This is a genomic window from Deltaproteobacteria bacterium, assembly GCA_019308905.1.
Taxonomy (GTDB): domain Bacteria; phylum Desulfobacterota; class BSN033; order WVXP01; family WVXP01; genus JAFDHF01.
This window is the reverse complement of sequence record JAFDHF010000030.1, coordinates 1-26,681: the sequence shown is the minus strand read 5'-3', so window position 1 is coordinate 26,681 and position 26,681 is coordinate 1. Positions and strand designations below refer to the sequence as shown.

Annotated in this window: 24 protein-coding genes and 1 pseudogene; 7 read left to right on the top strand and 18 right to left on the bottom strand. The window is 56.9% G+C overall.

What is annotated here, in order from left to right; translation table 11 throughout:
* Positions 1 to 56: 56 nt before the first annotated feature.
* The 15 genes from JRJ26_11170 to JRJ26_11100 form a co-directional block, all read right to left on the bottom strand.
* A complete protein-coding gene (locus JRJ26_11170) occupies positions 57 to 1,058 on the bottom strand; it encodes an aminopeptidase (protein ID MBW2058045.1) in 1,002 nt (333 codons plus the stop codon).
* A gap of 45 nt (positions 1,059 to 1,103) precedes the next feature.
* On the bottom strand, positions 1,104 to 2,063 hold the full coding sequence (locus tag JRJ26_11165) for a 3-hydroxyacyl-CoA dehydrogenase family protein (protein MBW2058044.1): 960 nt from the start codon (positions 2,061 to 2,063) through the stop codon (positions 1,104 to 1,106).
* A gap of 27 nt (positions 2,064 to 2,090) precedes the next feature.
* Positions 2,091 to 3,509 (bottom strand): UbiD family decarboxylase, encoded by a 1,419-nt coding sequence (locus tag JRJ26_11160; GenBank protein MBW2058043.1) that lies wholly within the window; start codon positions 3,507 to 3,509, stop codon positions 2,091 to 2,093.
* 31 nt (positions 3,510 to 3,540) lie between these two features.
* Positions 3,541 to 4,734 (bottom strand): 4Fe-4S binding protein, encoded by a 1,194-nt coding sequence (locus JRJ26_11155; GenBank protein ID MBW2058042.1) that lies wholly within the window; start codon positions 4,732 to 4,734, stop codon positions 3,541 to 3,543.
* Between the two features lie 33 nt (positions 4,735 to 4,767).
* On the bottom strand, positions 4,768 to 6,579 hold the full coding sequence (locus tag JRJ26_11150) for an aldehyde ferredoxin oxidoreductase family protein (protein ID MBW2058041.1): 1,812 nt from the start codon (positions 6,577 to 6,579) through the stop codon (positions 4,768 to 4,770).
* A gap of 23 nt (positions 6,580 to 6,602) precedes the next feature.
* Positions 6,603 to 7,004, bottom strand: a complete 402-nt coding sequence (locus JRJ26_11145) for a 4Fe-4S binding protein (protein ID MBW2058040.1) — start codon at positions 7,002 to 7,004, stop codon at positions 6,603 to 6,605.
* A gap of 21 nt (positions 7,005 to 7,025) precedes the next feature.
* Positions 7,026 to 8,189, bottom strand: a complete 1,164-nt coding sequence (locus JRJ26_11140) for an alanine--glyoxylate aminotransferase family protein (protein ID MBW2058039.1) — start codon at positions 8,187 to 8,189, stop codon at positions 7,026 to 7,028.
* A gap of 45 nt (positions 8,190 to 8,234) precedes the next feature.
* Entirely contained in the window at positions 8,235 to 8,957 is a 723-nt protein-coding gene (locus JRJ26_11135; protein MBW2058038.1) for an amidohydrolase, read from the bottom strand.
* 61 nt (positions 8,958 to 9,018) lie between these two features.
* Positions 9,019 to 9,897: an energy-coupling factor transporter transmembrane protein EcfT gene (locus JRJ26_11130; protein ID MBW2058037.1), complete on the bottom strand. Its 879-nt coding sequence runs from the start codon at positions 9,895 to 9,897 to the stop codon at positions 9,019 to 9,021.
* A complete protein-coding gene (locus tag JRJ26_11125; GenBank protein ID MBW2058036.1) occupies positions 9,881 to 11,635 on the bottom strand; it encodes an ABC transporter ATP-binding protein in 1,755 nt (584 codons plus the stop codon). The genes JRJ26_11130 and JRJ26_11125 overlap by 17 nt, the downstream gene beginning before the upstream one ends.
* Positions 11,636 to 11,719: 84 nt before the next feature.
* Positions 11,720 to 12,316, bottom strand: coding sequence for an ECF transporter S component (locus JRJ26_11120; protein ID MBW2058035.1), 597 nt, complete (start codon positions 12,314 to 12,316; stop codon positions 11,720 to 11,722).
* A gap of 98 nt (positions 12,317 to 12,414) precedes the next feature.
* Positions 12,415 to 12,996, bottom strand: coding sequence for a cupin domain-containing protein (locus JRJ26_11115; protein ID MBW2058034.1), 582 nt, complete (start codon positions 12,994 to 12,996; stop codon positions 12,415 to 12,417).
* A 122-nt stretch (positions 12,997 to 13,118) separates the two neighbouring features.
* Positions 13,119 to 14,609 carry a sodium:solute symporter family protein gene (locus JRJ26_11110; protein MBW2058033.1) on the bottom strand — a complete coding sequence of 497 codons (1,491 nt, stop codon included), beginning with the start codon at positions 14,607 to 14,609 and terminating at the stop codon, positions 13,119 to 13,121.
* A gap of 70 nt (positions 14,610 to 14,679) precedes the next feature.
* Complete coding sequence (locus JRJ26_11105) at positions 14,680 to 14,889, bottom strand: hypothetical protein (GenBank protein MBW2058032.1); 210 nt, start codon at positions 14,887 to 14,889, stop codon at positions 14,680 to 14,682.
* 66 nt (positions 14,890 to 14,955) lie between these two features.
* Positions 14,956 to 16,845, bottom strand: a complete 1,890-nt coding sequence (locus tag JRJ26_11100; protein ID MBW2058031.1) for an aldehyde ferredoxin oxidoreductase family protein — start codon at positions 16,843 to 16,845, stop codon at positions 14,956 to 14,958.
* 645 nt (positions 16,846 to 17,490) lie between these two features.
* On the opposite strand from JRJ26_11100, the gene JRJ26_11095 reads away from it, so the two are divergent.
* The 3 genes from JRJ26_11095 to JRJ26_11085 all read left to right on the top strand — a co-directional run bounded on the left by JRJ26_11095 (position 17,491) and on the right by JRJ26_11085 (position 19,168).
* Positions 17,491 to 17,760 (top strand): hypothetical protein, encoded by a 270-nt coding sequence (locus tag JRJ26_11095; GenBank protein ID MBW2058030.1) that lies wholly within the window; start codon positions 17,491 to 17,493, stop codon positions 17,758 to 17,760.
* Positions 17,739 to 18,254 carry a hypothetical protein gene (locus JRJ26_11090; GenBank protein ID MBW2058029.1) on the top strand — a complete coding sequence of 172 codons (516 nt, stop codon included), beginning with the start codon at positions 17,739 to 17,741 and terminating at the stop codon, positions 18,252 to 18,254. The genes JRJ26_11095 and JRJ26_11090 overlap by 22 nt, the downstream gene beginning before the upstream one ends.
* Positions 18,255 to 18,364: 110 nt before the next feature.
* The gene (locus tag JRJ26_11085) at positions 18,365 to 19,168 is read left to right on the top strand and encodes an SPASM domain-containing protein (GenBank protein ID MBW2058028.1); all 804 of its coding nucleotides are present in this window, start codon (positions 18,365 to 18,367) and stop codon (positions 19,166 to 19,168) included.
* Positions 19,169 to 19,423: 255 nt separating this feature from the next.
* Here JRJ26_11085 and JRJ26_11080 read toward each other — a convergent pair whose 3' ends face one another.
* The gene (locus tag JRJ26_11080; protein MBW2058027.1) at positions 19,424 to 20,452 is read right to left on the bottom strand and encodes an asparaginase; all 1,029 of its coding nucleotides are present in this window, start codon (positions 20,450 to 20,452) and stop codon (positions 19,424 to 19,426) included.
* A gap of 302 nt (positions 20,453 to 20,754) precedes the next feature.
* Between JRJ26_11080 and JRJ26_11075 the strand changes: the two genes are divergently transcribed.
* Positions 20,755 to 21,384 (top strand): hypothetical protein, encoded by a 630-nt coding sequence (locus JRJ26_11075; protein MBW2058026.1) that lies wholly within the window; start codon positions 20,755 to 20,757, stop codon positions 21,382 to 21,384.
* A gap of 40 nt (positions 21,385 to 21,424) precedes the next feature.
* Positions 21,425 to 21,733, top strand: coding sequence for a DUF2007 domain-containing protein (locus tag JRJ26_11070; GenBank protein ID MBW2058025.1), 309 nt, complete (start codon positions 21,425 to 21,427; stop codon positions 21,731 to 21,733).
* A gap of 11 nt (positions 21,734 to 21,744) precedes the next feature.
* On the opposite strand, the gene JRJ26_11065 is transcribed toward JRJ26_11070, so the two are convergent.
* Complete coding sequence (locus tag JRJ26_11065; protein MBW2058024.1) at positions 21,745 to 22,911, bottom strand: MFS transporter; 1,167 nt, start codon at positions 22,909 to 22,911, stop codon at positions 21,745 to 21,747.
* A 183-nt stretch (positions 22,912 to 23,094) separates the two neighbouring features.
* Here JRJ26_11065 and JRJ26_11060 point away from each other — a divergent pair, with 183 nt between their 5' ends.
* Both JRJ26_11060 and JRJ26_11055 read left to right on the top strand, forming a co-directional pair.
* Positions 23,095 to 23,676: an RHS repeat-associated core domain-containing protein gene (locus tag JRJ26_11060; protein ID MBW2058023.1), complete on the top strand. Its 582-nt coding sequence runs from the start codon at positions 23,095 to 23,097 to the stop codon at positions 23,674 to 23,676.
* A 935-nt stretch (positions 23,677 to 24,611) separates the two neighbouring features.
* Positions 24,612 to 25,352 (top strand): annotated as a pseudogene (locus JRJ26_11055) (IS630 family transposase).
* 490 nt (positions 25,353 to 25,842) lie between these two features.
* On the opposite strand, the gene JRJ26_11050 reads toward JRJ26_11055, so the two are convergent.
* Complete coding sequence (locus JRJ26_11050; GenBank protein ID MBW2058022.1) at positions 25,843 to 26,250, bottom strand: hypothetical protein; 408 nt, start codon at positions 26,248 to 26,250, stop codon at positions 25,843 to 25,845.
* Positions 26,251 to 26,681 lie beyond the last annotated feature (431 nt).

Here is a 26,681-nt window from a genome sequence, read left to right as displayed (position 1 = left end):
CGAACACGAACCACGAACACGCCGGCGCCTCCCCGTCCAGCTTCCTCCGGCCCTCCCTAAATGATGATCTTGCCGTCCTCCATGATCCGCTTGCCGTCCACCTCGAGGGTGATGTCCCGGACGCTCCCGTCAAGATGGACCTTGCTCCAACTCTGCCCCCCGGGGTAGCAGTGGGCGTTGTCGCCGAGGCCGAAGTGGGCGGTCCCCAGCATCCCCTTTTCGGAGGGAGAGCCGAACTTCTCCTTGTCGCTCGTGCCGATGGCGAACTCGGCCACCACGTTTGCCTGGCTGTCGGCCCCCTCTATGGCCGCTCTCAGCTTCTCGGCCTCCTCACCACCTGTAATCTCGACAGCCCTGCCGTTTTTGATCGTGAGCCTGATGGGCGTCGGAAGGGTCCCGGACACGCCGACCCCCAGCATGATCCCATCAAAGACGATCTGCCCCTCGGTCTTGTCCTCCACCGCAGCATAGGCAACCTCTCCCCAGAGGGGGATCGGGCCCATCATGACGCCGGGTTCCTTGACCGGAACGACCTTCAGGGGAGGCCTCCCCTCGATACAGATCTTCACGTCCGTTCCCCCGGGGCCCGTGACCCTGGCCCATTTGGCCCCTTCCATGGCCTTGATGATCTTCTCCGCCCGCTCGGTGATCCTGTTGATATCCTCGATCTCGAGATCCCACTCCCCCAGTCCCTCTTCGATCGAGGCGATCTTCGCACCCTTCTCCACACTCCCCTTGACCGGGTCGACGTGGGCGAACCGGTTGGCCCATTCCAGATTGGTCGTGATGATAATCTCGTCCGAATGGAGCATGGCCTCGGCCAGATGCGCGGGAGGTTCCATCGGAACAGCCATGGAGGCTAGAGCAGAGGTAACGTGATGGGTCACGTTGGCGACAACCGGGTACGCCCCGAGGGAAAAAGCCACCCCTGCTACGGCCTCGGCTATCGGCATGTGGTCGTCATCGGCAATGACCAAGACATTGTCCTTGGCCTTGACGGTCATGCAGTGCTCCACTATCAGCCTGGCCCCTTTGATTAGTGTGATCGGTGTCTTCATGATCTCCTCCTTTGCCTTGTGCTTTCAATCTTGTGAAAACGGGCCTCATCCGTAGCCCAGATCCTTGAGCAGAAGCAGAAGCTTCTTGATCCGCTCGCCCATAAGCCCGCCTGCATCCACCCCTGAATAGTCGTAAAACCCCTTGCCTGTTTTCAGACCGAGCTCGTTGTTTCTGACCTTGCTCCCCACCACGGGAGGAGGCTCCTTGGAGCTGTCCAGGCTCTTGTACAGATACTGAGAGACCCGGTGATAGATGTCGAGACCAGCCATGTCGATGGTTTCCAGGGGGCCCATGACCGGGTATTTGAAACCGATTCCCGCCTTGATCATCGTATCGATATCTTCGGCACTCGCCACCCCCTGGTCGAGAAGGGCGATGGCCTCCCGCATCAGGGCGTATTGGAGCCGGTTACCGAGAAACCCTGGAACGTCCTTTTTCACGAGAACAGGAACCTTGTGAATCCTCCTCACCAGATGCTCCACCGCGTCAACAGCCGCCTGATCGGTGGTCTCACCCCGAATCACCTCGATGACCGGTATGATGATGGGGGGATTCCACCAGTGCATGCCCACCACCTTTCCCGGCCGCTTGGTCGCCCTGGCCAGGGCCGTGATGCTGAGCCCGGAGGTGTTGCTTGCCAGAATCGTGGCTTCGGCGCAGAGAGCATCGAGATCGGCAAAGACTTTTGTCTTGAGGTCGAGAACCTCCGGGACAGCCTCGATGACAAGGTCCACCCCCTCAACAGCGGCTTTGAGCTCGCTGGTCTCCTCGATCAGAGACAGGACGCGCTCGCCGGCGTCCCCCGGGATAAAGCCGGCCTCCCTCATGAGCTCCAGATTCCGATTCAGGGTCTCTCTCGCCTTCTTGAGCTGTGCCGGTTCGATGTCGTAGACCCGGACCCAGATCCCGTGTTGAGCAAGCACCTGAGCGATTCCAGGTCCCATGGTCCCCGTACCGATCACCGCGGCCCTTTGGATTTCTCCTTTTGTCTGGTTTGCTGCCATAACGAAGAGTCTCCTTCCTGAGAGCCCCTACTCGAGCCCGTATCTGGTCCAATCCCGCGAAACCCGGTCGAGATACTTCTGAGGGGGGAGGGCCACCTCGGGGTATTTCCACTTCCTGGTGGCGTCGATGCAGATCTTCGAAGACCTCCTCTCCCAGAGGGGCACCTCCGGAGGGGCGGCTGACGGATCGAGCAGGACCGAGGAGGTGTTGGGAATAAAGAATATGTCCCTGGCAGGCTCCACCCTGAAACTCAGGGCCCATTCCCTGGCAAAGGGATCCCGGATGTCGATATCCTCGTCTGTCACCACGATCCACTTGGCAAAGGCTGGATAATGAGTCCATGAGGCACAGAGAACCTGCTGGGCATGGCCCGGGTAGGAATTCTCCATGCTGATCCAGCAGATCGCATAGCTTCCGCCCGTCTCCGGAAGATGAACGTCCCTGATCCCGGGGATCTTGAGATACCCAGCCAGGTGCTGGTAGATGTTCGCCTCCTCAGGCAACTGCCTCATCAGGCTGCTCTCACTCGGAGGCATCTGGCTGAAAAGGGCGTGGTAGAGGGGATCCCTCCTGTGGGTGATGCACTTCACATGGAAGCGCGGCATCTGGTATGGTCCCCCCATGTATCCGGTGTATTCGCCGAAGGGCCCCTCACTCACCCTCTCGCCGGGCAGAACCTCCCCTTCAAGAACGATCTCGGCCGAGGCAGGCACTCGAAGATCGACGGTTTCGCAGCCCACCACCTCCACCGGCTTCCGCCGCAGCCCTCCGGCCACGGCCATCTCATCCATGTCCAGGGGAACCTTGGTGACCGATGCCATGATGATGGTGGGGTCCACACCGATGGCCACGGCCATGGGCATGGGCCGGTTCATCCTCTCGTACTTCGCATAATGGACCGCTCCATGCTGGCTGGGAAGATCCCACAGCACACCGGTCCGGTCTCTGCCCTTGATCTCCATGCGGTAGGTGCCGATATTCCCGATCCCGGTCTCCGGATCCCTCGTGATGAGACACGGCGCCGTGAAAAACGGACCCGGATCCTTTCCCGGCGTCCAGACAGGAACCGGAAACCGGTTGAGATCCACATCCTCGCCTTTCAGTATCACCTCCTTGCAGGGGCCGGTCTCCACGGTGACGGGTGGGATCGGATCGGACAGGGCCTCCTGCCAGGCCGCCTTGATCTTCTCGAAAGTCGGCTCGGTTTCAATGGCAGTGCTGTAGATTCTCCGGGATCCGCCGATGACCCCCAAAATCACCGGAATGTCATACCCTTTTACATGCCGGAACCCCAGGGCACACCGTTCACTCTCCGGAGTGCGGCGGAAGTAGGTCCTGGCCACGCTCGTGATCTCCCAGTCCTTGTCGACTTCGACGTCGATCCATCGAATCAACCCCCTGGATTCCAGTACTCCCACGTACTCCCTGAAACTCTCGTAGGGCATCTTGCTCCTCCTGCCGCGGATTGCCCGGACCCTATCCTTCGGCCGCCGGAACCATGCTGATGGCCTTTGTCGGGCAGAGCCAGTAGCAAACCCCGCAGTAGTAGCATTTCTCCGGTGCCACTACCTTGGCCTTCTTGTTCTCATAACCCATTACCTCGCAGTGACCGAGGTTGACGCAGATCCTGCAGCCGTTGCACAATTGCTCGTCGATCTTGGGAAGCATTACCCGATAGTCCACCTTTTGGGGCGTCACGATGTGCTTGAGAGCCAACCCCCTGAAATCGTCGAGCCTCTCGTACCCCTTCTCTTCCATGAAACGGAGAAGCCCTTTCTCGATCTTGGGAAGGGCCTTGTGCCCCTTGAGATAGAGAAGAGTGCAATAGGTGAGCGCGGTGGCACCGTACATGATCATCTCTACCGAGTGCCGCCACCCCATGAGTCCTCCCCCTCCTGCAATGGGAAGATCCGGGCACCGCATGGCGATCTGGGCAACGTGCCTGTAAGCGAGGGGACGGATCCAGGGCCCGCATATCCCGGCAAAGGACTGGTTCGTCGTACTCGGGTAGAGGGGCCGCCCGTCGTTGTAGATGTCCACGCCGGGCAGAGACATGGGGCAGTTGATGGCCGACACCGCCGCCGCACCGCCGCGATAACAGGCCTCTGCCACGAGGTCCGTCTGGGCCTCCGGCGTCATCTTGGCCATGACCGGGATTGCAAGGTTCTCGCTGATGGCCCTGCATACCTCCTGGGCAAGAGCCGGGTTCTTGCCCAGTACGGCCCCGAGCTCGTCGGTGACATCGACCCCAACCTGCTTGGCCATGAGTCCCACATTGGGACAGGACATGTTGAGCTCCACCATGTCCGCACCGGCCTCCTGGAGCATCTGGGCCAGCTTGACCCACCCTTCCAGATTCTCCCCAGGGCCCATCATGTTGGCGATCACCTTGAGCTCGGTCTCTTCCTTGGTCCTGCGGATCAGTTCCTGGGCCTCATCCACGTTGAGCCGGTGGCCCGACGGGGAATAGAAGCCCTGGCCGTTCTCGAATATATGGTAGGGCCGGGCAAAGAAGGGGACCTGCAAGAAGGCGAGCTTGGTGCTCACGGCGCTGGCCCCGTGGTCCTCCGCCCACTTGACCTTCTCAAAGGCATCGGTAAGCTCCGAGGAAGCCACGATCAGGGGATTTTTCAACTCAAGCCCCGCAAAATTCACAGCTAAGGTCGGCATGATCTCTCTCCTTTTTCCTCCTTGTCGCCAGACTTACGGCTCGATTCCCAGTTCCCTCAAACGTTCCGGTGTCGGGACACCCTTCTCATCCCAGCCCCGAAGGGCATAGTATTCGGGGAGCATCTTCGACACGTCTACGGTGTGGCCGTCAGGGTCGGATCCAGGTTCTCTGGCAAAGCGATCGGGAAGTCCGTCCTCGGTACCGCCGACTCCCTCCCTGATGTTGAACATCCTCTCCAGGTTGTTGACCCTCTCCCCGATGGTATAGACGTCCCTGGCACCTATGTCCATCCCTGTTGCCAGATTCACGGCCCTTGCGTAAAGATCGACGCTGATCCCCAGGTCCACGGTGAACATGCACATGATGATGGAATCGATTATGACCGTGGAATCCTGCATATCCTTCACCAGCTTCGGCTTTCCCTCGTAAGCGAATCGATCAAAGTCACCCAGAACGCCCAGAAACTCAGCAGCAATGGTAAACGCCTTGTTGTGATCCGCCCCCCTGGAGGTCGTGGCCAGATTCAAGGCCATGCCGAAGAAAGCGCGGGGGTCGTACCCCGGCATCTCCAGGCCCTTCACGTGCATGGCGTATCGTTCCGAACCCCTGCCAAGTTCCCTGGCCGCTGCCCTGACACCTCTGGCCAAGAGCCCTCCGATGCCTTCCTTCCTGGCGATCTTCTCGACCATCGGTTTGAGCACCTCGCCGTTTCCGAATCGCAGCTCCAGGCCGTCGCAATCTCCCCGTGTCAGGATTCCATTCTCGAAACACTCCATGGCAAAGGCGATGCTCACGCCCGTGGAGATCGTGTCCATACCAAACCGGTCACAGAGATCGTGGGCCTGGAAGACCCTGGCCAGGTCGCTGACGCCGCAATTCGTGGCAAAGGCGCCGACGCTCTGGTGCTCGATCCTTTCGGTTACGATCTCCGCGCCTTCCACCCTGAACCTTGTCACCGAGCCGCAAGCCACCGGGCAGCCCGAACACGACTCGAACCTGATGAACCAAGGCTTCATCCGGTCACTGGAAACCTCGGAAGCGGCCGGGAAGTAGGTCTGCTGAAAATTGCGGGTGGGCTGTCCCTTGATGTCGTTGACAGGTATGAGCATCCCCGTTGTGCCCACGTCGCGAAAGGCGGCCTTGACCGGGTTCTTCCGGATCGTGTCGTGGAGCTCGAAGCAGGCCTCGATCCCGGCCCTGCCGTCCACACCCATCCGGACGCCGCCCGTCCCCCGGACAGCCACGGCCTTGAGGTTCATCCATCCCATGACCGCCCCTTCGCCACCGCGGCCGACGAGGTGCTGCTCGCTCGCTATGGAAGCGTAGCTCACCCCTTTTTCCCCTGCCTGGCCGATGGAGGCGATCTCAAAATCTCCCTTGAGCTCCTTCTTCAGGGCCTCCTCGGTCTCGAAGGTATCCTTTCCCCAGAGGTGACCGGCCTCCCTAATCTCCACACGGCCGTCATCAATGACGAGATAGACGGGCTTCGGGCTCTTTCCCTTGAACAAGATGCCGTCGTACCCCGCATACTTGAGCACCGGCGCCAGGTGCCCCCCTGCATACCCCACCGAAAGCGTTCCGGTCAGGGGCGACTTGGCCCCCACGGCGAATCTGGCAGAGGTCGGAACGAGGGTACCCGCGGCAGGCCCGGTGATGAAGAGGAGCCGGTTGTCAGGCGAGTAGGGCTCCGCCCCTGCCTTGATCTCGTCGTAGAGGATCCTAGCCGCCAGCCCCCTTCCACCGATATACTTCTCCACCATGGCCTCATCGAGGCTTCGCCGGCCTATCTCTCCTCTGGAAAGATCGACGGTCAGTATCTGATCCTTGTAACCCTTGTACTTCATGGTTCGCTCCTTTCAACCTCTTCTCACGCGGAGATCACCTGTTCCGGGCACCACTCGATGCAAAGCGGCTTGCCCCCGCACAGGTCGCAGAGGATGATCCGGTCGCTATCCGTGTCATAGGCCACGGCCTTGTTTGGACAGACATCGACACAGACCTCGCACCGAGTGCACTTCTCATCGTCCCAGGCAATAACTCCCCCGTCGCTCACACCCAGGGCATCCTCCGGGCAGGCTGCCACGCACTTGGGGCCCTCCTCCAGATCCTTGCAGAGGTCACAGATCCTGGCAGAGGGAAGGCCCCACTTGCCCTCCCTTCCTATCCGGATGGCGGCCACACTCGGGCGCACCTGCTGGGTGAAACGGAATGAACAGACATTCTCGCAGAGCTTACAGTAGACGCATTTTTCTCGATTGAAACTCAGCATCTTCGCCTCCTTTGACCCGCTTCACATGGCCTCAAGGGCAGCCCCCACACCGGCCCCGGGTTTCACCGGGTACCCCAGGTCCATGAGGGATCTCTCCAGCATGGCCAAGGCGCCTGCCACGTAGACAGGCTGGGCCGTCTTGCCCATATGGCCAATCCGAAAGAGTTTTCCTATTAGATCGCCGAACCCCCCTGAGATGAGAACCCTGTAGTTGTCGTACATGTGGCGTCTCAGTTTGGCATCGTCCACCCCATCTGGCGTTTTGATGGCCGTCACGCAGGTGGCACAGATTTCTTCGGAATCGGCCCACAGTTCGAGACCCATCCCCTTTACCCCGGCGCGACACATCCTGGCAGCCCTCTTGTGTCTTTCGATCACTCGATCAAGCCCCTCCTCGAACAACTGGGCCAGTGCCTCGTTGAGGGCGACCACCTCTGAGGTAAAGATGGTAAGGGGGAATCTCCGCTTTTCTTTCTCTACCAGCCACTGCTCCTTCATATCGAGCATGCTCATGTAGGTGTAACGAACCGGATTCTTCTTTTTCCGCATCTTCTCCCATGCCGCTTCGCTCACCGAAACCAAAGCCAGTCCCGGGGATGATGCGAGGCACTTCTGCGGTCCCACCACGCAGATATCGAGGCCCCACCGGTCGACCTCGAGCTCCACCCCTCCCGTGGAGGAGACCGCATCCACGACGGTCAGGGCGCCGTGCCTCTTGGCGATCTGGCAGATCTCTTTTATCGGGTTGAGCGTCCCCGATGGCGTCTCGCAGTGGACCACGGACATGAACTTGATGTCGGGATGTTGCTTGAAGGCCCTCTCGACGTCCGAAGGGTCGATAGCCCGATTGAAGTCGGTCCGGACCTCCACGAGCTCTCCGCCAAAGGATTTGATGTACCAGGCATAGAGATGCCCGTAGACCCCCGAGACCAGGTTGAGGCACTTGTCCCCCTCATCTATGGTACAGAAGGCAGCCGCCTCGAGGCCGAGCAGTGCCTCACCCTGCATTATGATCACATCGTTTTCGGTCTTCATCAGCCTCTTCAGTTTCTCCGTGGTATCTTCGAAGATACCTGCAAACTCCGGATCATAGTGATACATGATCTGCCGCGAGAGGGCTCGGAGCGTTCTCGGGGTGGCCTCGACAGGCCCGGCAGACATGTTGAAAAGTGCGTGCTCTCCCATTTTCTCACCTCCCTGGCTGAAAGCGGTCAGACCTCTTCCCCTTTGCTACTCGATCCCCAGGAGCTTTGCGGCGTTATCGTAGAAGACCTTCCTGAGGTTCGCCTCGCTCAGTCCTGAGACCCTCACCCTCTGCATCTCGACGGAGTGATGGTGAAAGGGTGCATCCGATCCGTACATGACCCGGTCAGAGCCCACCTGCTCGAAGGCTTCCCTGATCTTGGTGTGCATCGGCATCCCCGATGTCTCCAGGTAGAGATTCGGGTACTTCTTGGCGGTCATGATCGTTCCGTGGATATAGCACCCGTGGCCGTGCCCCATGTGGCCCATGATGATCGGAACGTCGGGAAAGATCTCGGCCACTTCTCCGATCTGCCACGGCAGGGAAAACGGTGGATGCCCGGTGTGGAAAAGCACGGGGATCTTGAACTGCCGCGCTAGTTCCATGATGGGCAGCACCACCTCGTCACTGGGAATGAAGGCATGGAACAAGGGGTGGAGCTTTATTCCCTGGAATCCCCAGTCGTTGATCGCCCGTCTCACCTGGTCCAAGGCCTTTTCCCCCTCGTAGGGGTTGACCCATACGAACCCGATGAGTCGGTCCGGATACCGTTTGACGGCCTCCCTCACGATATCGTTGGGAATCATGAAGACCACGGTCTTTGAGATATTGAAGGCTTCCATGTCCTCAATCATCTGCTCGGCCGTCAGGCTCACATTGGCCCAGCCCCCGAACTCGCCAAGATGGGCATGAGCATCGATGACCTTCATCTCATTCATGTCCTTGCTCCTTTCTCTTCTGGATTGTCACGCGACCAGACCGTAGAGGTGACTAGAAACGAATGAAAATCCCCATGCCTCCAAACAGATTGACCAGAATACCCGCGCAGAGAATGCCGGTGTTGGCGATCAAGAAATACCAGTCCCCGTTCTTGAACCTTCTCTCCACCAGTGTGGTCCGCTCGGCCCTGGCCCCAAAAGCCCTTGCGTTCATCGAGTCGGCGATATTGCCGGCCCTGATATAGGCACAGTTGATGGCCGGGAGGAGGAGAGAGACGCTCGCCCTCAACCTCGACAGGGTCCCTCCTTTGTCCAGGCGATGTCCGCGGGCTTTCTGAGCCTCGGCGATGGTCGAAAGGTCGTTGAAGAGTACCGGAATATAGTTCACGGCAAGACCGCAGGTGAAAGCCAGCTTGTAGGGAACCCTCAAAAGCATCATGCCCTCGATCATCTCGGTTACCTCGATGAGGAGGATAAACAGGGAGGCAACCGCGCTGAAGGTGAGAAGCACCATTCCGCGGGTGACTCCCATATAGAGGCTCTCCCTGGTTATGACTACGGGGGAAGGGGAGAATCGATGGGGCGAGAGATAGTACCACGGGTACTTGAAAGGGAATTCTACAATAACCTTCTGTTCCAAACCCCGGACAATGGGCAGGAGGAAGATATTGAAAAAGACCACGATCACGAAAAGGGGGAGGACGATCTTTATCATGGTCATCTGTTTTTGGGTCACACCGGCCAGTCGGCCGAGAATCAATATATAGAGGAAAAGCAGAAACAGGGCGGCTACGTTGTCCAGAATGATAAAACCAGTGGCGAACATAAGGCCGAACCAGATGATCTTGACCCTCGGGTCCAACATGTGGAGCCAGGTCTCCCCCTTCTTGCCAAGTATCTCTCGGATGACCTTGTCACTCGGCAGCGGCACTGGACGCGCTCCTCGCGAGTCTGCTGATCTCCTGGACCAGCGTGTCTGTCCTGTAGTGGGTAGGCGCCACTCCTCTGTCGCCCAGGGACCGGGCGATCCGGGTGACCGGGAGGAGGTTGCCGTAGAGGTAGTCCATGGTCTCAGGACTACACAGGATATCCTCCGGAGCGCCATCGTCCACGACGGCTCCGTCCCTCATGATTACGACCCGATTCAGCTTGTCTGAATCCGCCCACATCCTGATGTCATGGGAGATGGATATGATAATCCTGGTCTCATCGAAGTATTTCTCGATTATCTCGATGATACTCCGGGTCTGATTTCTGTCCAGGTTCGCCGTGGCTTCATCGAACACCACGACCCTGGGTTCATAGATCAGGACCGAGGCCACTGTGACCCGCTTCTTTTCACTACCGCTCAGTTCCTGGGGTGCCCGATCGAGAAGCGGACCGAGGCCGAATCTTTCTGAAACCTCGCTCAGCTTCTCTCCCATTTCCTGCTCGGATACATCGAAGTTCTTCAGGGAGAAGAGGAGTTCCTCTCTCACGGTCGGCTTGTGAAGCTGGTGGTCTGGGTTCTGAAAAAGAAAACCCACTTCCCTGGCAAGATCGGAAGTGGGTTTACCCGAAATGTCCTCGCCACCGACAAGCACCGTCCCCTCGGTGGGCCTCAGCAGCCCGTTGACATGCTTTGCCAGGGTGGTCTTGCCTGAGCCGTTCCAGCCGGAAAGCAGAACGAAGTCGCCTTCATGGAGGTCCAGGTTGATATCCTTCAGGGCCTGGAAACCATTCGGATAGCTGAAGCTCACATGGTCGAACCGAATGAGGGGGGCCGATCCCTGCCTCCCTCCTACCGGCTTGTCCCCTTTCCTTTCCGAGGCACGCCCGCGGGGCGGCATGAGCGCCTTCAGCTTTTCAACGGTCTTCTCAAGGTCGGGGGAGACGAGTCCGTCCGCGAAACCGGCTTTGACAAGGGCGTGGGAGAATTCCACGTACTGGGGAGCTATGACGGGGCTCTTGCCGAAGTCGATCTCGTCACACATCGCCTCGGGTGATCCGGTGAAAGCGATTCTTCCGCTCTCCAAGAGCACCACGCGATCGGCGTATCCGAACATCTCGGACATGTTCTGGGATATCCAGAGGATGGTGGTCCCCTTTGCCTTCAGTTCCCTCACTATCTCGATGACCTTGTCAGAGGTGTTCTGGTTGAGATGTGAGAGGGGATCGTCCAGGATCAGTACCCTCGGCTCCATCACCAGGCAGGATGCAATGGCGATCATCTGCTGCTGCCCGGTGGAGAGGTTAAAGGTCGACTCCTTCCTGAGCTGGGTGATGGCCAGCCGATCCAGGACCGTATCCACCCTCTCGAAGATGGTCTCCCGCGGGATACCGAGATTGCTCAGGCCAAAGGCGATCTCTGTCTCCACCTGGGGTGTGGCAAGCTGATCTTCGGGGTTGGGGAAGACAAATCCCGCGTAGAGGGCAAGCTCGCTGACGTCCTTATCCAGGGTGCCTACTCCGCAGACCTCGACCCTCCCCTTGAAGACCCCCCCCGTGGAATACGGAACCAGACCGTTGATGCACTTTCCCAGGGTTGTCTTTCCGCTTCCATTGGCGCCCGTGATAATTACAAGTTCCCCCTCGTAAATCTTGAGGTTGATGTCGCGGAGGAGCGGCTCTATCACCCTGGGATAGCTGAAGCTCAGATTCTCAATGCTTACGATGGTCCTGCCGGACATTCCTGATCAGCGCCCTCTTCTCTCTTTTCCCCTGCGGGGAGCCACCCAGCCCGGCAGGCTCCCCTCGGGTTTGTCAAGGCTCCTTTATTCGGCTGCCTTTTCAGGCGCCTGCGCCGTCCTCTGGAAATAGATCGCCAGAGTCGATTTCACGGATTCCCTGTAATCGAAGATCCGGGGGAACCCCTTGCGCAGGGCCAGCCAGACGACCAGGGGAGCGCCGATAGTGTACGCAATCACCAGGACATCGGCCGAAAGCCACTGGAGCGTCGCCGGCCACCCCAAAAGCACCGCATAGGCAATCGCATACAGAATGAAGTTGGCGAACCATCCGAGGCAGATGCCCAGGACGGTCCGAGGCACCGACTTTCCGTCTGAAACGATGCCTGGCAGGAACCCTACGAAAAACTTTATCCAAACGGTCCAGGGCGCCCACATGCCGTACCCGAGGACCAGGTCGGCCAGAGTGGCACCGATTGAACCGCAGAGCCCGCCAACCAGCCCCCCGAACATCAAACCCGCAAGAATTATCATCGCATTGCCGAAGTGCCAGAAACCTCCGGCGGGCATGGGAATGGCAAACATGGTGAGAACGAATACCAGACCGCTAAACACGGCGATGAGCGCGATGTCCTTGGCACCGAGGGTCTTCAGCCGAGCCTTAGCCGTACTCCAACCTGCCATAACGAATCACCTCCTTTCTTGTGGAATTCTTCACCTGCCCTTCACATACCCCGGGGACAGAGAACCCCGAGGCCCGTGGCCCCTCCTCGTCCGCCGTTCTATCGTGTCAAACGGCGGAAAGGCGGAGGCGTGCATATCGAAAGAATCTTCGCCCGGCCCTGGCCGACGTTCTTCCAGAAGTGGGGCTTATCGGACTTGAAGTGGATGCAGTCACCCGGCCCGAGAAGGTACTCGTTACCATCGATGTAATAGGCGATCCTCCCCTCCAGACAGTACTTCACCTCCTCACCTGCGTGGATCAACGGATCTTTTCCACTTCTCCCTCCCTGCTCGATAGTCAGGAGCGTGGCCTCGAGCTTGGCGTCGAGAATATCGGATCCAAGGTCCTCCACTTTCAGTCTCGACGCTGGAACATAGGCCACATTCCGCCCATCCCGTGGGACCAGAACCACCTCCTTTGACTCGCCATCCTCGCCCAGGAAGAAACTCACGTTCTTTCTCAATCCCTGGGCGATTCTCATGAGAATCGCAATCGAAGGGACCATCCCGTTCGACTCGATCTTCTGAATAGTGGCCGGGGAAGTACCGGTCAGACGCGCCGCTTCCCGTATGGAGAGACCCATCTCCTTTCTCAGGTGTTTGATTCTCTGCCCGATCCGGACAATCTGTTCTTCAACCATGCGGGTCACTCCAAATCAGGGCTTCAAACCATCTGCCCCGGAAAGCCTGCATCGTCCTCGAAAATCTCCAGCCGGAACCCGGCCGACCGGTCTCAAGCCCACAGGGCGCTCTTCCTCTCGGATCAGGTCGATGTGACCGTGTCGGGAATGAATGTCTCTTCCTTGGACGGAACCGCCAGGGTGACGACCACAAAAATAATCAGAGCCACCAGGAGACTCCAGAACCCGGAATAGAGGCCCATGGGGTTTTTGTGAGTGAGCACATAGATGGCCGCCAGAGATCCCCCCACGATGCTTGCGATGGCCGCTGGTGTACTCGCCCTTCTCCAATACATACCCAGGATCGTTGCAGGGACTATTGCAACCAACCCGGGATAGGTGAAATCGATCAGTGAGGAAAAGAGCAGGCCAGGGGGGTAGAAGGCGAGGATCGCCATGAAAAGAATCAGGACGACACTTATCACTCTGCCCATCATGGCCTCTTTTTCGGGTGTCATGGAAGGATTGAACTGCTTGACATATAGATCCACGGTCAGGATGGAGCTGATCGCCAATACCACCGAATCCACGGTGGACATCGTGGCTGCCACCGCGCCGGTCAGCAGGGTGGCGGCGAGCCAGGGATGCATGTTCTTAAACATCAGCTTCATGACTATCTTTGCAGGGATGATCTTTTCTCCCTCGGCAAAGAGGGCCTTTATGATAGGTGCCGCCGCTACGGCCAGAAAGAAGGCTATAAAAAAGATCACAGTGGTCCAGCCGATGAAGTAGGTTACGATCTTGCTCAGGCCTTCCTCGCTCTTCACCGCATAAATCCTCACCCAGAGTTGGGGCATGAATACAAAGGCAAGGCCGATCACAAAGAGCTCGCTCAACCACATCTTCATGGAAAAGACCGGGACCGGGCCAGGAGCCCTGAACAGGGCAGGCCGAACCTGCTGGACCTTATTGAAGATATCACCCCATTCAAACCGCCAGCTCAGAATCAGGAAAGTCCCGACCACACAGACCCCGAGAATGATCACCTGGATCGCATCGGTCCACACGACGGCCCTGAACCCGCCGAGGGCGATGTACACGGCCAGGACCACCGAGATGAGGATCACCGCCCAGGTGTAACTCAGGAATCCACCCGTGATGGTCTGCATAATATAGGAAATCCCCACGATCTGGGCGGCCATGAAAAAGAGCATAAACCCGATGGTATTGACGGCCACGATGGCCCTTACGGCCCTGCTGTTGCCGTAGCGATGGGCCACCAGATCGGCCGGTGTGACGTACTCGTATTTGTGGGCCAGGTTCCAGAAGATATAGCCCACCGTGGGTACGAAGACGGCCACAAGAAGCATCTCGCTCAGAAGAAATACGTTGAACCCTATTCCCAGGACAAAATAGATCCCCACAGCTCCCAGAAAGACCAGGGCGCTGAACACCGTCGAGATATAGGTCATGGCCCCGAGGATCGGGCCTATGGTCCGCTGGCCGATGAAGTACTCGCTCGCGTCCCATGCGGTTCCTCGCTTCCGCTCCTCTCCGAAGACGAGGTATCCGACAAGCAGGCAGACAAACATATAGGCGCCGATAATGACAACCGGAATGATGGTCTCTCCCATCTTGCCCCTCCTTTCACGGATCGTCGAACCCCTTGGTCAGGCGTCTTCAAAGACTCTTCCCTTGGCCGGGTTATGACTTAAACCGCTGCTTGCAGAAGATCTTGCCCAGCACAAAAGCGACAACCATCAACCCGAAAGTGGTCACCAGCGAGCTGGGCAGCCATCCGCCCCATATCGAGGGATTCCTGGGGTAAGCCAGAATCACCAAAAGGTACATGATGGCCCAGATGATCAACCACGTAACCGACCACTTCCTGGTTTTCCTGATGTACCCTGCCACTCTTCTCACCTCCTCTCTGGTGTGAGTCCCGCCATAGCCGGAAGAGGGGAGAAAACTCCCCATCCCTCATGATCCACGATCACCAGGGCCTGGCTGATCGGGAAGGTACCTCTTCACCCAGCCGATGCCGAGCTCCTTGAGCTTCCGGCCTGTGGGGGCTCCGGTCTTAAGATCCCAGCCACAAAAACCGTAGAACTCGTCCTTCATGGCTTCCAGGTCATCGATCCTGTGGCCATGGCTGGGACCGCGGCTGACAACATCCTCGGTCAGACGGCCGGGCAATACGTCGTCCTCCCTTCTCAGGCCTTCGCGGAAATTGAAGGCCCGCTCCGTGCAACTGATTCTGTCACCGATGGTAAAGAGGTCGCCCGGCTCATACCCCACGCCCGTGACGGCTCTCAGAAGGCCGGTCGCCGTGGCGTCGCTCAAACCGACCGCTACAAAAGCACAGACAAGTCCGGAGTCACACAGGGATGCCCTCCGGTTCCTCGTTCCGGCAACCAGAGGCGCCTTTCCCCGCTCGGCGAACCGGTCTATGCCGGGGCTCCGGATCTCGGGAAAGACCGTGAATCCCCCGGAATGGTGACACCCTCCTCTCGGGCCGCAGGCATAGACCAGGCCCATCCCCTTCAGCCCTCTGGGATCGTAACCTCCGAGTTCCATTCCCTTGGCATGCATGGCGAATCGCTCGGACCCCTGGCCGAGGATCTCGGCCATACGGCGAGTCCCCCGGGCAACGACATCCCCGAAGCCCCTCCTCATGGCGATGTCCCTGATCAGCTCGACTACCGATTCAGAGTTTCCGAACCGCAGTTCCCCTGTCCGGTATCTCTGCGGATCCAGGATCCCCCTCTCAATACATTCCATGGCAAAGGCGATACTCACTCCCGTGGAGATCGTATCCAGCCCCCACCTGTCACAGAGCGAATCGGCCTGGATGATCGTGGCAAGATCGTAGATGCCGCAACAGGAGCCAAGAGCGTAGAGGGTTTCGTAATCCGGTCCCTCGCTCAAGGCACCGGCCCACCTGCCCTCCCTCACCATGAATATCTTGGAACACCTGATAGGGCAACCGCTCGAACAGTCGGTATCCATCACGAGGAAGCGGTCTCTCAGCTCCTCGGCGGTGATCGCCTCGGCCTCCTCCAGGGCCGCCCCGCTCCAGTTTCTACCCGGCAGGACACCGACCCCCATCAGGGTCGCCAGGGTGCTCGCGCTTCCGTATCTCTTCAGCACCTGAGAGGTCATCGGGTTGGTTCCGAGTTCTTCCATTGCCCGGCGAAAGGAATCTTTGAGACGTCTCTGATCGGCAACGGGCGTTCTCTTGCGGCCTTCAACCACGAGGGCCTTCAGGTTCTTGGACCCCATGACGGCCCCTGCTCCTCCCCTCCCGAGAGCCCTCCTCTCGGTGATGATACAGGCGTAAGGGACACGGTTCTCCCCAGCCGGTCCTATGCACGCAATCCCCGGATCAGCCTTCCTGAGTTCTCGGCGGATGAACTCCTGGGTCCTCTCCGTGTCAACCCCCCAGAGGTGACCCGCTTCCCTGAACCGCACCCGGTCCTCGTCGATGAAAAGATAGACCGGCTTCTCGGATCTCCCCTGGATTAGAATCACGTCAAAGCCGGTCTTTTTCAGCTTCCTCCCGAAATGCCCGCCTGCCACACAAAACAGATAGAGACCGGTCTGGGGGGATTTCGTATGGAGGACGAAGCGGTTGCTTCCCGGCACCCCCGTACCTACCAGGGGACCGGTCGAAAAGATCAGGGGGTTCTCCTCGCTCAGCGGATCCATCCCCCCGGAAGTCTCTCTCAGGAGCAGGGCAGCGCCGAGTCCCCTCCCCCCGAGAAAGAGCCGGAGGTCTTCCGGATCGAGGAGCTCTGACTCTGAGGTCTTCCGGGAGAGGTCGATTCGGAGGAGGTTTCCATGATAGCCGTAGATGGGGTTCTCTTTCATGGCTTCTCAACCGATCGAAGGGGCAGTGGACCGGTGTGATCTGATCATAAACAAAGAAGCTACGATACGATACAGCTCTTATAAGGCAGGAGAAATCCAATGTCAAGGAAAAATTTGGCTGGAGCCCATGACGGCAGTGCCAGGGATCAGGGCCTGCCTCCGGGTCGACCGGGAGTTTTTCCGGCTCGGGGCAAACTCTCACTGGGAAAAAGACCGAGTCTACTCCCGGACGGCTTGATCGGATTAGACAAAAAGCCCCCCTCCTGGTTCCCGGGCCCAGCCCTTTGAGAACCACCCGGACAAAGAGCCGGACTATCCGCAACCCAAGACCCCGACACGCCGTGGATTTTTTTCTTGATTCACCGGCCTGTCACGTGTTAGCCTCATCCCATCCGAAAGCGGGTTCTCATCACTGGGAAGCAGGCAAACCACCTTGGGGGGTTAAGTCCTCTCTTTGTTTTCGGAACTCCAACCAGATAGCTGGACCCTTGAGTGTCACTCGGGTTTGTCGTAGCACCATAGCCCTTTGTTTTGACAGAAGAGGTTCGCCGGCATCTACTATGAGGTATCTCCGATCAAGGTGTTCTCTCAAGAAGTGGAACTAGGACCGTGCAATTCAGATCATAGTCCAGGGAGGAATCGACAATGCCGAGGAGGGTGGATTGTTCAAGGAGGAGGAGTGGCAGCGAAGCGGCACGTGAACAAGAAGAGCTGCGCCGCGAGATTATCACCAAGGCCCTGCTTGATGAGACTTTCCGTAAGAAACTGTTCAGAAACCCAAAGAGAGTGCTGGGCTTCTCCCTGACGGCACGGGATCGCAGATCGCTTAAGAAGCTGGAGGCCTCGCTGCCGCTGCTCGAAGCCCAGCTCGCACATCTTGCGGGCACGGTCTTGTGCATCACAAACGATCTGTGATAAAGGCCGTCGAGCACCATCACTTCAAGGCTCGTGGGCGTTGGTACCTCTTCGATGTCAACGCCTTCACGGTCCTGCGGTCCGACCCCCTTGACCGCCTCCTACTCTGCCTGGCGAACCGTGATCTCACCGTCGAGGCTCTTGTGGAGCGTGCCGTTTCCAAAGGAGCCAGTCCTAAAGGGATCACCGAAAGATTGGCGCTCCTCGTCGAGAGGCGCTTCCTCCTGCCCCCTGGAGAAAGCCCACAGCAGGCCGTGCTTCGAGAGTCACACGCTCAGGTGACGTGCATGATCAACGTCGCACAGCGGTGCAATCTGAGCTGCCCTTACTGTTACGTAAACAAGGGATATTTTGACTACGAGGAGAAGCCTATCGGCAGGATGACGTCGCAGACGGCTAATAGGCTTGTCACCGGGTCCATGCCCTTTTCCCAGGCTTTCTCGGCTACGGTTATCACTTCTATGGCGGCGAGCCGCTCCTCAACTTCGGCGTAATTCGAGAAATCGTCGCTCGTGCCAAGAAGAAGGCTGGCCAGACCGGCACCCTGGCTCGGTTTCACATCACGACCAATGGTACCCTCCTCGACCGTGAGAAAGCCGATTTCATGGACGAGAACCTCTTCTCTGTCATCGTGTCCATCGACGGCGACAAAGAACGACACGACCTTCTCCGCAAGTATCGGGACGGCGGGGATAGCTATGACAGCATCGCCGGCAATCTCGCCTACCTGCTCACCAAGAAGCGGATTCGGCTGGTCTGTAGCATGGTCATCCGGGATGGACTCACGCTGAGCGATGCCTTCAAGATGGCCAAACACTTTGGTGCTGATTCTATCAAGGCCGAGCATGTCCGACTGACGGCGGATGACCCCTTGTCGCTGGACCCGGCGGGGATGAAAACCTATCTGGAAGACCTCACCGGTACACTTGTAGATCACTATATCGGGGAGCTCCGGAACGGCCGCCAGCCTCTCGACATCCGGCTCTACTCGAAGATCCTCGGACTCCTCACAAGGACGCGACGCGCCTTCTTCTGTACCGCAGGCGAGCTCATCTTCGGCATTGCGGCAAACGGCGAAATCTACCCCTGCGCGCTCCACGTCGGCCGCCGGCAAAGCAAGCTCGGGCACATTGATACCGGGATCGACGCAACGCGGAGGCGCGATTTCCGCGAGGAGTTCGGCTGGAAAAACCAACAAAGCTGCAGGAGGTGCTGGACCCGCCACCTGTGCGGCGGAGGGTGTTCAGCGATGGTCGATCGCTTTGGGCATGAAGATTGTGCGATCCTTCAGACCGAAACCGAGGCGGCCATTGCGGTATACCTGGAGCTGATGGAAAGTGACCCCCCGGCCTTATACGGTCTCCTATCGCCTCGGCTCGTCAGCTTCATCCGCGGGCAAGAGGTCTAAATCCGGAGAGAATCCTGAAGCGATTCTGGTTATGGGCGAAATCGATGGAGACCTGTTCTCTCGAGGCATGTCGTCAGAACCCGAAGGAGACAAGGAGAAGGTACGTCAAGAAACATGGAGGCCCTTCTTCTGAAGGAGCAAAGAGAGTGCGAGGCCGGCAATAGACCGGGCTATGAGTTGCGATTTGGGCTGTTCGGTCGAGGCGCCCGGGCCGTTCGAGCCGGATTTTTCCCCCTTAACGACAGGTCGTCATTCTCATTGAGGAGCGATCTTTTCCTGGGATCCATCGGCTTTTGTGAGATCGAAGGTCGGCCTGACTTCCCCGACAATCTCCCCCCGGTGGTTTGTCACCCTGGGGTGATGGTATTGCTCAAGCTCGTTCAGTTCCTCCTGGCCGAGAACACCTAGCTTCGCCAGAGTCTCCACCACGACGGGCGGCATAGCTCGAAGGCTCCCGTCTTCTATCTTGATGGCGACCCCCCATCCCTTCTCAAACAGGCTGATGCCGTAAACCGCCTCGCCACCGACCTTGCCGAAGACCCTGCCCCGGGAAACCCTGATCAGGTCCGTGCAGATCCGATTCTCACCGGCGATCATCTCGGGGTATCTCCGGGCACACTCCATGATGCGGAGAACCGCCGGATCCTCGGTGCCGGTCAACCTCGCGAATGCCCAGGCCAGATTCCTCAGGGGAACCTGAAAGGTGGGAAGACCGCATCCGTCGATACTCACCGGAATCCTCTCTTCTGGGACCCCTGCAAAAAAGGAAACCCTCTCCAGAACCCATTGCTGGAGGGGGTGGCCGAGTTCCATATATGTCTCCAAAGGCCATCCGTTGAAAACACATGTACCCAGCATCCCCGCATGTTTTCCCGCACAGCTGTTGCGAAGAGGACCCGCCTTCTTCCCCTCTCTGTCCAGCCTCTTCGCCGTGGGAACATGGAAAGGCCTGTGGGTTCCGCACTGCAATGAGGATTCATCGAGGCCGATCTTGCCCAGGATGGCTCGGACCGTCTCCTCTTGGAAGTCCTGGCCGCTGATCGATCCCGTGGTGATGGCGATCTCCCTGTCCGTCAGGCCGAACCTGTCTGCAGCACCCGATAAGACCATGGGGAGCGCCTGAAAAGGTTTTGCGCAGGATCGCATAATGGCGGCAAAATCCGGATCCCCGTGGAAAAAACGAAGCCTACCCTCTCTATCGACTACAGCCACCGAGCCCCTGTGGACGCTCTCGACCAGCCCGCCGCGGAGCACCTCTGCTACCGGCCGGGGATTTCTCTGCATCCCTTTCTAGCTCCTAAGCAAGGGTTCGACAGGGGAGAAGGTGAACGATCCTGTCCGACCCACTCTCCACCGTCCCATCCTGGTTCAATCGCTCCGCACAGAGGAAACGTCCCTCTATCCTTGGAGGCGATATTCCTACCATATAGGTCCGGTGCGGGCGTTGTCAAGGTGGACGCCGGGGCGAGTAAATGAGGACGGCGTCAGGGGCTTTGAAAAGCGGGGCAGATCTGTTAGATTCTATTGACTCCTTGACGTGTGGAGGGGCGCTTGTAAATCGGCGGCAGAAGGATTTCAGGAGCTGCATGGATAAGGCCAAAATAGTCAGATGGAGCATCGTGGGCGTCTCGGCAGCCGTGGTCCTGGTGGTCTCTCTCTGGATCTGGATCGCAAGAGAGCGTTCCGAGCAACCTCGTGCAGGCAAGACAGAACCACGGGTTGCCCCGCGTTTCTTTGAAAAGAAAAGCCTTGAGGGTATGGACACGAACCAGCTCAGGGCATATATCCTGGCCTGCGAGAAGGCGGGGGACCTGCAGGCATGCGAGGAGGCTTACAAGAGGGCAATCAGGCTGACCCGGGGGCAGAAGTCACGATTCCAGGAGTTCATCGATTTTCAATTCGGTCTTGCAGACCTCTATCTGAACTCTCTCTGGGAGTATGGCCAGTTCGGTGGAGGAGAGGAGATCCCCCCGGCCCTCACGCGGGCTCTGAAGATCTACGATGAAATAATAGCCTCTTATCCCGGCTCCGAGCTGGCGGCAGAGGCTCAGTTCAGGAAGGGAGAGGTCTTCCACAACGAATTCTCAGGTTACTGGAACAACCTGCACAGGAAGGATGCCATCCGGGAATTCCAGAAGGTGATCGAGCATTACCCGGACACCGATCAGGCTCAAAAGGCCACCCACAGGCTGGCAGCCCTGCTGGAAGAGGAATGAACGAGGCGAGCATCCGGAATTCCTGCAAGAAAGGCGAGCCATGGCCGACAAAACTGACATCGAACACTGGAGGATGTCCAAGGCTGGGACAGTTGCCAACAAATTCGAGGAGGACATGGTCTCCCAAGTCCTGGAAAAGGAGGGGATTCCCTTTCTGATCCGGAGATATTCGGATACTGCGTATGATGGGCTGTACATCCCTCAAAAGGGTTGGGCCTCAGTCATGGTGCCCGATGAATTCGTGGAAAGGGCTAGGGGGATCATCGAAACCCTGGAAAAGGATTTTGGAACCGAGGATCCAGAACCCGGTGGGCCGAAGCCGGGAATCAAAAAACAAGGAGCAGACTGAGCGCCACCGGTTCATTTTACCTTCAACCCCAAGGTCTCGGGCATCCCTGCCAGCAGCGGGATGCGGACAAGTACGTCGAGCACGATAACAGAGAGAAAAACGAACTGGGGGCCAAGAACGTCCCAGATCACCCCTCCTAGATAGACTCCCCCTGCACCCAGCAACAGCCTGCAGAGGCGTACGATCCCGAGCCATCTGCCCATTCGCTCTGCAGGAACTAGTTCGAAGGTCATGGCACCAGTGATGACCGAATTCGTGTACATGAAGCCTTGCAAGACGCCGGCCGTCACCAAAAGGAGAGAATTCGGAGCATAGATGAGCAACAGGCTCGAAGCCCATATAAACGGGATCATAAGATAGATCACCTTCTTGCGCCCGATCCTGTCGGCCAACCTGCCGGCCGGAATCCCGACTATAAGAGGGATCACCGCAAAACCGGTGACCATCGCACCGAGTATGTACTGGTCCGCTCCTTTGATCTCATGGGCGAAGGGCTGAGTAAAGGGAACCACCATAAACCACGGCAAGTCGCTAACAGAGCTGATGACGAGCCATTTCTTCAGGTTGTGTCCCTTTTTGAATACTTCGGAAAAATCCTTGAGAAAACCCGACCCGGTTTCGCCCTCGGCCGTCCATCTGCTATTTGAGAGGCGGGTGAGTATGAGAAAAAACGTCGCCACGACGCCTGCAAAACTGACGAAGAACAGAGGCCTGATTCCGCTGACATTCACTCCCCCAAAGACCGTCACCAGCCAGGCTCCGATCATGGGGGCTGTAATTCCCAGTATGCCTGCGGCAAAAGTTTCACAGAGACTCATTGCCGTGGCACGGTCCTCACTTGCCAGAGAGTTGCCGCAAATCACGGCACAGGTGTGGCCGCTGACCCCGAATCCGACCCAGTACGCTATCATGGCGACAATAATAATGCGCCAACCTTGGGCTGCGCCGTAGACGAGATACGACATAGCAAGGATAAGGATACCCACTAGGTAGATCTTCTTGACACCGATCTTGTCAATCATCCATCCTGTAAACGGTCCCACCAAACCGCCGGTTGCCATTCCCACGCTATTGACAATCCCCAACTCCGTCCCGGTGGCACCCAATGCCCTGGTATAGACGGACATATACGGAAGAACCATCCGGTAGAAGAAAAGACTCAAGGACGTTCGCGCCATAGAGACTTTCCAATCCCGCTTCTGCCTTAAGAAAAACCCGATTCCTCTTGATAGTGTGTTTATCATATCTATCCCACGTAACATGATCGACTTGCCGTAAAGGCAGTTTTAGGGTTGAGCCTCAGCCACAATTCGACAAACGGTTGAAAGTAAGAAAGCAGGAGACCCAACCCCACGGAAGAAATACCACATCGGCACACTCCAGGCAAGTGGACTTCCCCAAAAAAGAAACAAAAACAAAGGGACGACTCTGGTCTTGATCGTTGTCTCGGTTTACCTTGTAACTGCAGTTACTTAAGTTCCATCCCTCTTTGTCAAAGGTGCTTTGTCTCAAAAACAGAGATTTATTCTTCGAGTCTCGAGTCCAATTGTCCCGGAGGAGCTTGCCGATGCAACGTTACCCACTATCTCGCCTACGACCGGGTCGGTTCGCTGAGGGTCGGTGCGGATGCCTCTGGAAACGTCGTCAAGCGGGTTGACTATGACTCCTTCGGGCGGGTTGACTATGACTCCTTCGGGAACATAATCAATGATACAAATCCGCCGTTCGAAATACCATTTGGCTTTGCTGGAGGGCTGTGCGATCCAGAGACCGCCCTTGTGCGGTTCGGCTTCCGTGACTATGACCCCGACATCGGAAGATGGACCGCAAAAGATCCTATAGCGTTTAGAGGTGGCGATAGCGATCTATATGGCTATGCCCAAAGTGATCCAATTAATTTGATCGATCCCTTTGGGCTAAAAGAATTCGAGATGCGGAGTTAAGATCGGCGGAGGCATCAAGATACCACACGTCCCGTTTATCCCCGGGCCTATGACTGGCTGGGAGCGAGGGGGCGTTGACATAGGGGTGTCCCATAACATTACCTACTGGTCACACTAATCTTGACGAGCGAAACCATGATTGACAAAAACCTCTTACGTCTGGCTAGCATCTTAATCTCTTGTGTCGGAGCATACGTATGTTTGCGGCCCACATCTGTTGCCGAAAGGATTAGATTGTTCTACAGCGAATATCCGATTATCAGATATGCCTGGAGAGAAGCAGCTGACGAGTAGATCCGGTTTGGTGAGACTCGTCGGTGTCGTGCTTGCCATCCTCGGAATCATGTGTCTTTTTTCAATTAAAACGGGGGGACGAGCGAGACGTCCATTTGTAAAACTTGTAGATAACTTTTTCAGATGATCAGGAGGCGGTTGAAATCCATTCCTAACCGCCTTTTCTATTTATCAAAGTTCGCAAAAGTTGGGGTCACCCATCAAGAGGCCCCTGTCAAAAGCAAAGACTTCCCCTGTACAAGAGGATTGTTTCTTCTCACGGGGTCAAGGGCTGAATCAACAACACCTCCACTTTTGCCGGAGTTTCTTTAGCTCTTTTCGGTGTCAGCCTTGCTCGACCAGTCACCCATCAGGATTAAGGTCTTGTCGGGCAAACCCGTCTTTCGACTCGACCCTTTCCGGTTGGAGTGGGCCAGAAAACCTTCGGTTCCAGGCGGTGTTCAATTCGTAACCTCTAAACGTCGTAATCTCTTCATCGGGTTGGGCCTCCTTTGCTTTTTCCCCTGCGGGGGCTTGTCGCATTCCGGCTAAGGCGCAACCCGCAAAAGCATTTCCACGGCAATTTCAGGTCAGCACCTCTTAAATCAACGTTCATGGTGAACTGATAATTCAAGACCTGACCTCAAGTCTGCCAAGTCTGTTCGATAGCCAAGGAGACCAAGTTGTCCCGACCCACCGTCCATCGCATCTGGAGAGCCTTTGGCCTCCAGCCCCATCGTCAACGTCATTTCAAACTCTCCACCGATCCTTTTTTCGTGGAGAAGGTGCGAGATATCGTCGGGTTGTATCTAAACCCTCCAGATAAGGCTATGGTCTTATGTGTGGACGAAAAGAGCCAAATCCAAGCCCTCGATCGTACTCAGCCTCTTCTGCCGATGGGTCTCGGCTATGTCGAGGGAGTCACCCACGACTATGTTCGCCATGGCACCACGACGCTGTTCGCCGCCTTGGACATTGCAACCGGCCAAGTTCTCACCCGTTGCAAACGCCGTCACCGCCATCAAGAATACCTGCAGTTCCTCAAACACATCGATGGCAACGTTCCTAAGGACTTAGACATTCACCTGGTGGTTGACAACTACGCTACCCATAAGCATCCCAAAGTCAAGCGTTGGCTGGCGGCTAATCCCCGTTACCAGGTTCACTATACGCCAACCTATGCCTCTTGGCTTAATCAGGTGGAAATCTGGTTCAACCTCATCACCCAAAGGGCCATCCGTCGAGGAACTTTCAAAAGCGTCAGAGAGCTGGTGTCTAAGCTTGACCAATTTGTTCAACACTACAATCTCAACAGTCGACCCTTTGTTTGGACGGCAACCGCTGATTCAATTCTGGAAAAGATCCAAAGACTTTGTCAATGTATTTCCGAGACGGCACACTAGGCGAGAGATGAGGATCGATTGTAGTACCTATTGGAAAAAGCATTTCAACCACAGCGAGCCCAAAGGTGTGGCACTTTGCCTGAGGAGGCGCTCGAGAAAAAGAACCTCTTGAGACTCCAGCAGATAGGCGATCGGTTTCGAATAGAGTACAGCTCACCCCTTCGGCCATTATCTCCTGCCAGCTCCTCCTCTCTGGTAGTCGAACAAACAACGCGGTTAGTGCTAAGGGTGTGATGTGCTGGGCTGGGATCGGGGAGTTGAGTCATTCAGGTGCTGAAGTTGCAAGGTAAGTTGGTGAGACCAACCCGTCCGTGACGCGCTTCGCCGCACCGGGGAAAAAGCGGGATATGGAACACCTGATCGCTGGGTTTTGAACGTCCTGCACGAACGTCCCCTCAATCTCTAACCCAGTCCGGTCCGCAAAATGGGGGTTGACACATGTCCGCCCCGACGAACGCCTTTTGCAGGATTACGGAATTGCTCTTTGTCGTCATGGTATTTTTCTCTCCTTTTTTTCTGGCCTTTCTTCCTTCTGTCGGGTCTTGCTAAATTCTGTTCCGTCCAGGTTTACTTGGTACAAGAAAGCGTTTGTTCTGAATTGAACGAAATCCACCTGATCAACATCTGGAGCATAATAAAAATATATAGTGCCACTCAAATCCCTCGAAAAACTCTGCAACTCGAAATAATCGCTACCGTTTGGATATGCTTTGCTTATGTTTCTTGGCCCGACAATTGTCTTGGTTTCCAATGAACGGCAATCAAGCAGGAAGATCCCCGGCTGGCCATAGATAGGGCTCACACTATATATTAGATAATGTTTACTAATCCAGGCTATTCCAGTTATGTCACGAACTAGATACATACGGGTTTTGGCCGCTCTTGAGCTAATAGACAACGTCAGGAAACCTCCCACTGGATCCACAGAAAGTGACGCTTCACACCGACCCTTTGGTGATGGATATATTCCAATTCGCTTGACTACTTGGCCGCAACGTAAGGAATGAGGAATAGATGAGTTAGATAATAAGGGTTGATAGCCAAGCAATAATGTCACCAACACAAAGGAAAGTGTCCTACAGACTGAATCTATCATTAGCGCCCCATAATAGTAATCGTTGTCAGGGGATCGTTGCGTGTTCCCTCATACAAGCAAGCACTTGCATAATCGCTGATTCGAATACATCCATGCGTCCTCGATCGGGGGCCTGAGCGGCCACTATGTATTCCTATCCCTCGCTGGCGAGCAATATCAAGTTTTTCTCCGTTCGGTCCAGTCGCCCCGATAGGCCAAAAATACATACCGAATTCAGGGAGTCCCCCCGTATA

What these genes read in the sequence shown, in the direction of transcription:
- JRJ26_11170 (MBW2058045.1), bottom strand. Translation starts at nt 1,058, where the DNA reads ATGAAGACACCGATCACACTAATCAAAGGGGCCAGGCTGATAGTGGAG.
- JRJ26_11165 (MBW2058044.1), bottom strand. Translation starts at nt 2,063, where the DNA reads ATGGCAGCAAACCAGACAAAAGGAGAAATCCAAAGGGCCGCGGTGATC.
- JRJ26_11160 (MBW2058043.1), bottom strand. Translation starts at nt 3,509, where the DNA reads ATGCCCTACGAGAGTTTCAGGGAGTACGTGGGAGTACTGGAATCCAGG.
- JRJ26_11155 (MBW2058042.1), bottom strand. Translation starts at nt 4,734, where the DNA reads ATGCCGACCTTAGCTGTGAATTTTGCGGGGCTTGAGTTGAAAAATCCC.
- JRJ26_11150 (MBW2058041.1), bottom strand. Translation starts at nt 6,579, where the DNA reads ATGAAGTACAAGGGTTACAAGGATCAGATACTGACCGTCGATCTTTCC.
- JRJ26_11145 (MBW2058040.1), bottom strand. Translation starts at nt 7,004, where the DNA reads ATGCTGAGTTTCAATCGAGAAAAATGCGTCTACTGTAAGCTCTGCGAG.
- JRJ26_11140 (MBW2058039.1), bottom strand. Translation starts at nt 8,189, where the DNA reads ATGGGAGAGCACGCACTTTTCAACATGTCTGCCGGGCCTGTCGAGGCC.
- JRJ26_11135 (MBW2058038.1), bottom strand. Translation starts at nt 8,957, where the DNA reads ATGAAGGTCATCGATGCTCATGCCCATCTTGGCGAGTTCGGGGGCTGG.
- JRJ26_11125 (MBW2058036.1), bottom strand. Translation starts at nt 11,635, where the DNA reads ATGTCCGGCAGGACCATCGTAAGCATTGAGAATCTGAGCTTCAGCTAT.
- JRJ26_11120 (MBW2058035.1), bottom strand. Translation starts at nt 12,316, where the DNA reads ATGGCAGGTTGGAGTACGGCTAAGGCTCGGCTGAAGACCCTCGGTGCC.
- JRJ26_11115 (MBW2058034.1), bottom strand. Translation starts at nt 12,996, where the DNA reads ATGGTTGAAGAACAGATTGTCCGGATCGGGCAGAGAATCAAACACCTG.
- JRJ26_11110 (MBW2058033.1), bottom strand. Translation starts at nt 14,609, where the DNA reads ATGGGAGAGACCATCATTCCGGTTGTCATTATCGGCGCCTATATGTTT.
- JRJ26_11100 (MBW2058031.1), bottom strand. Translation starts at nt 16,845, where the DNA reads ATGAAAGAGAACCCCATCTACGGCTATCATGGAAACCTCCTCCGAATC.
- JRJ26_11095 (MBW2058030.1), top strand. Translation starts at nt 17,491, where the DNA reads ATGCCGAGGAGGGTGGATTGTTCAAGGAGGAGGAGTGGCAGCGAAGCG.
- JRJ26_11085 (MBW2058028.1), top strand. Translation starts at nt 18,365, where the DNA reads ATGGACGAGAACCTCTTCTCTGTCATCGTGTCCATCGACGGCGACAAA.
- JRJ26_11080 (MBW2058027.1), bottom strand. Translation starts at nt 20,452, where the DNA reads ATGCAGAGAAATCCCCGGCCGGTAGCAGAGGTGCTCCGCGGCGGGCTG.
- JRJ26_11075 (MBW2058026.1), top strand. Translation starts at nt 20,755, where the DNA reads ATGGATAAGGCCAAAATAGTCAGATGGAGCATCGTGGGCGTCTCGGCA.
- JRJ26_11070 (MBW2058025.1), top strand. Translation starts at nt 21,425, where the DNA reads ATGGCCGACAAAACTGACATCGAACACTGGAGGATGTCCAAGGCTGGG.
- JRJ26_11065 (MBW2058024.1), bottom strand. Translation starts at nt 22,911, where the DNA reads ATGGCGCGAACGTCCTTGAGTCTTTTCTTCTACCGGATGGTTCTTCCG.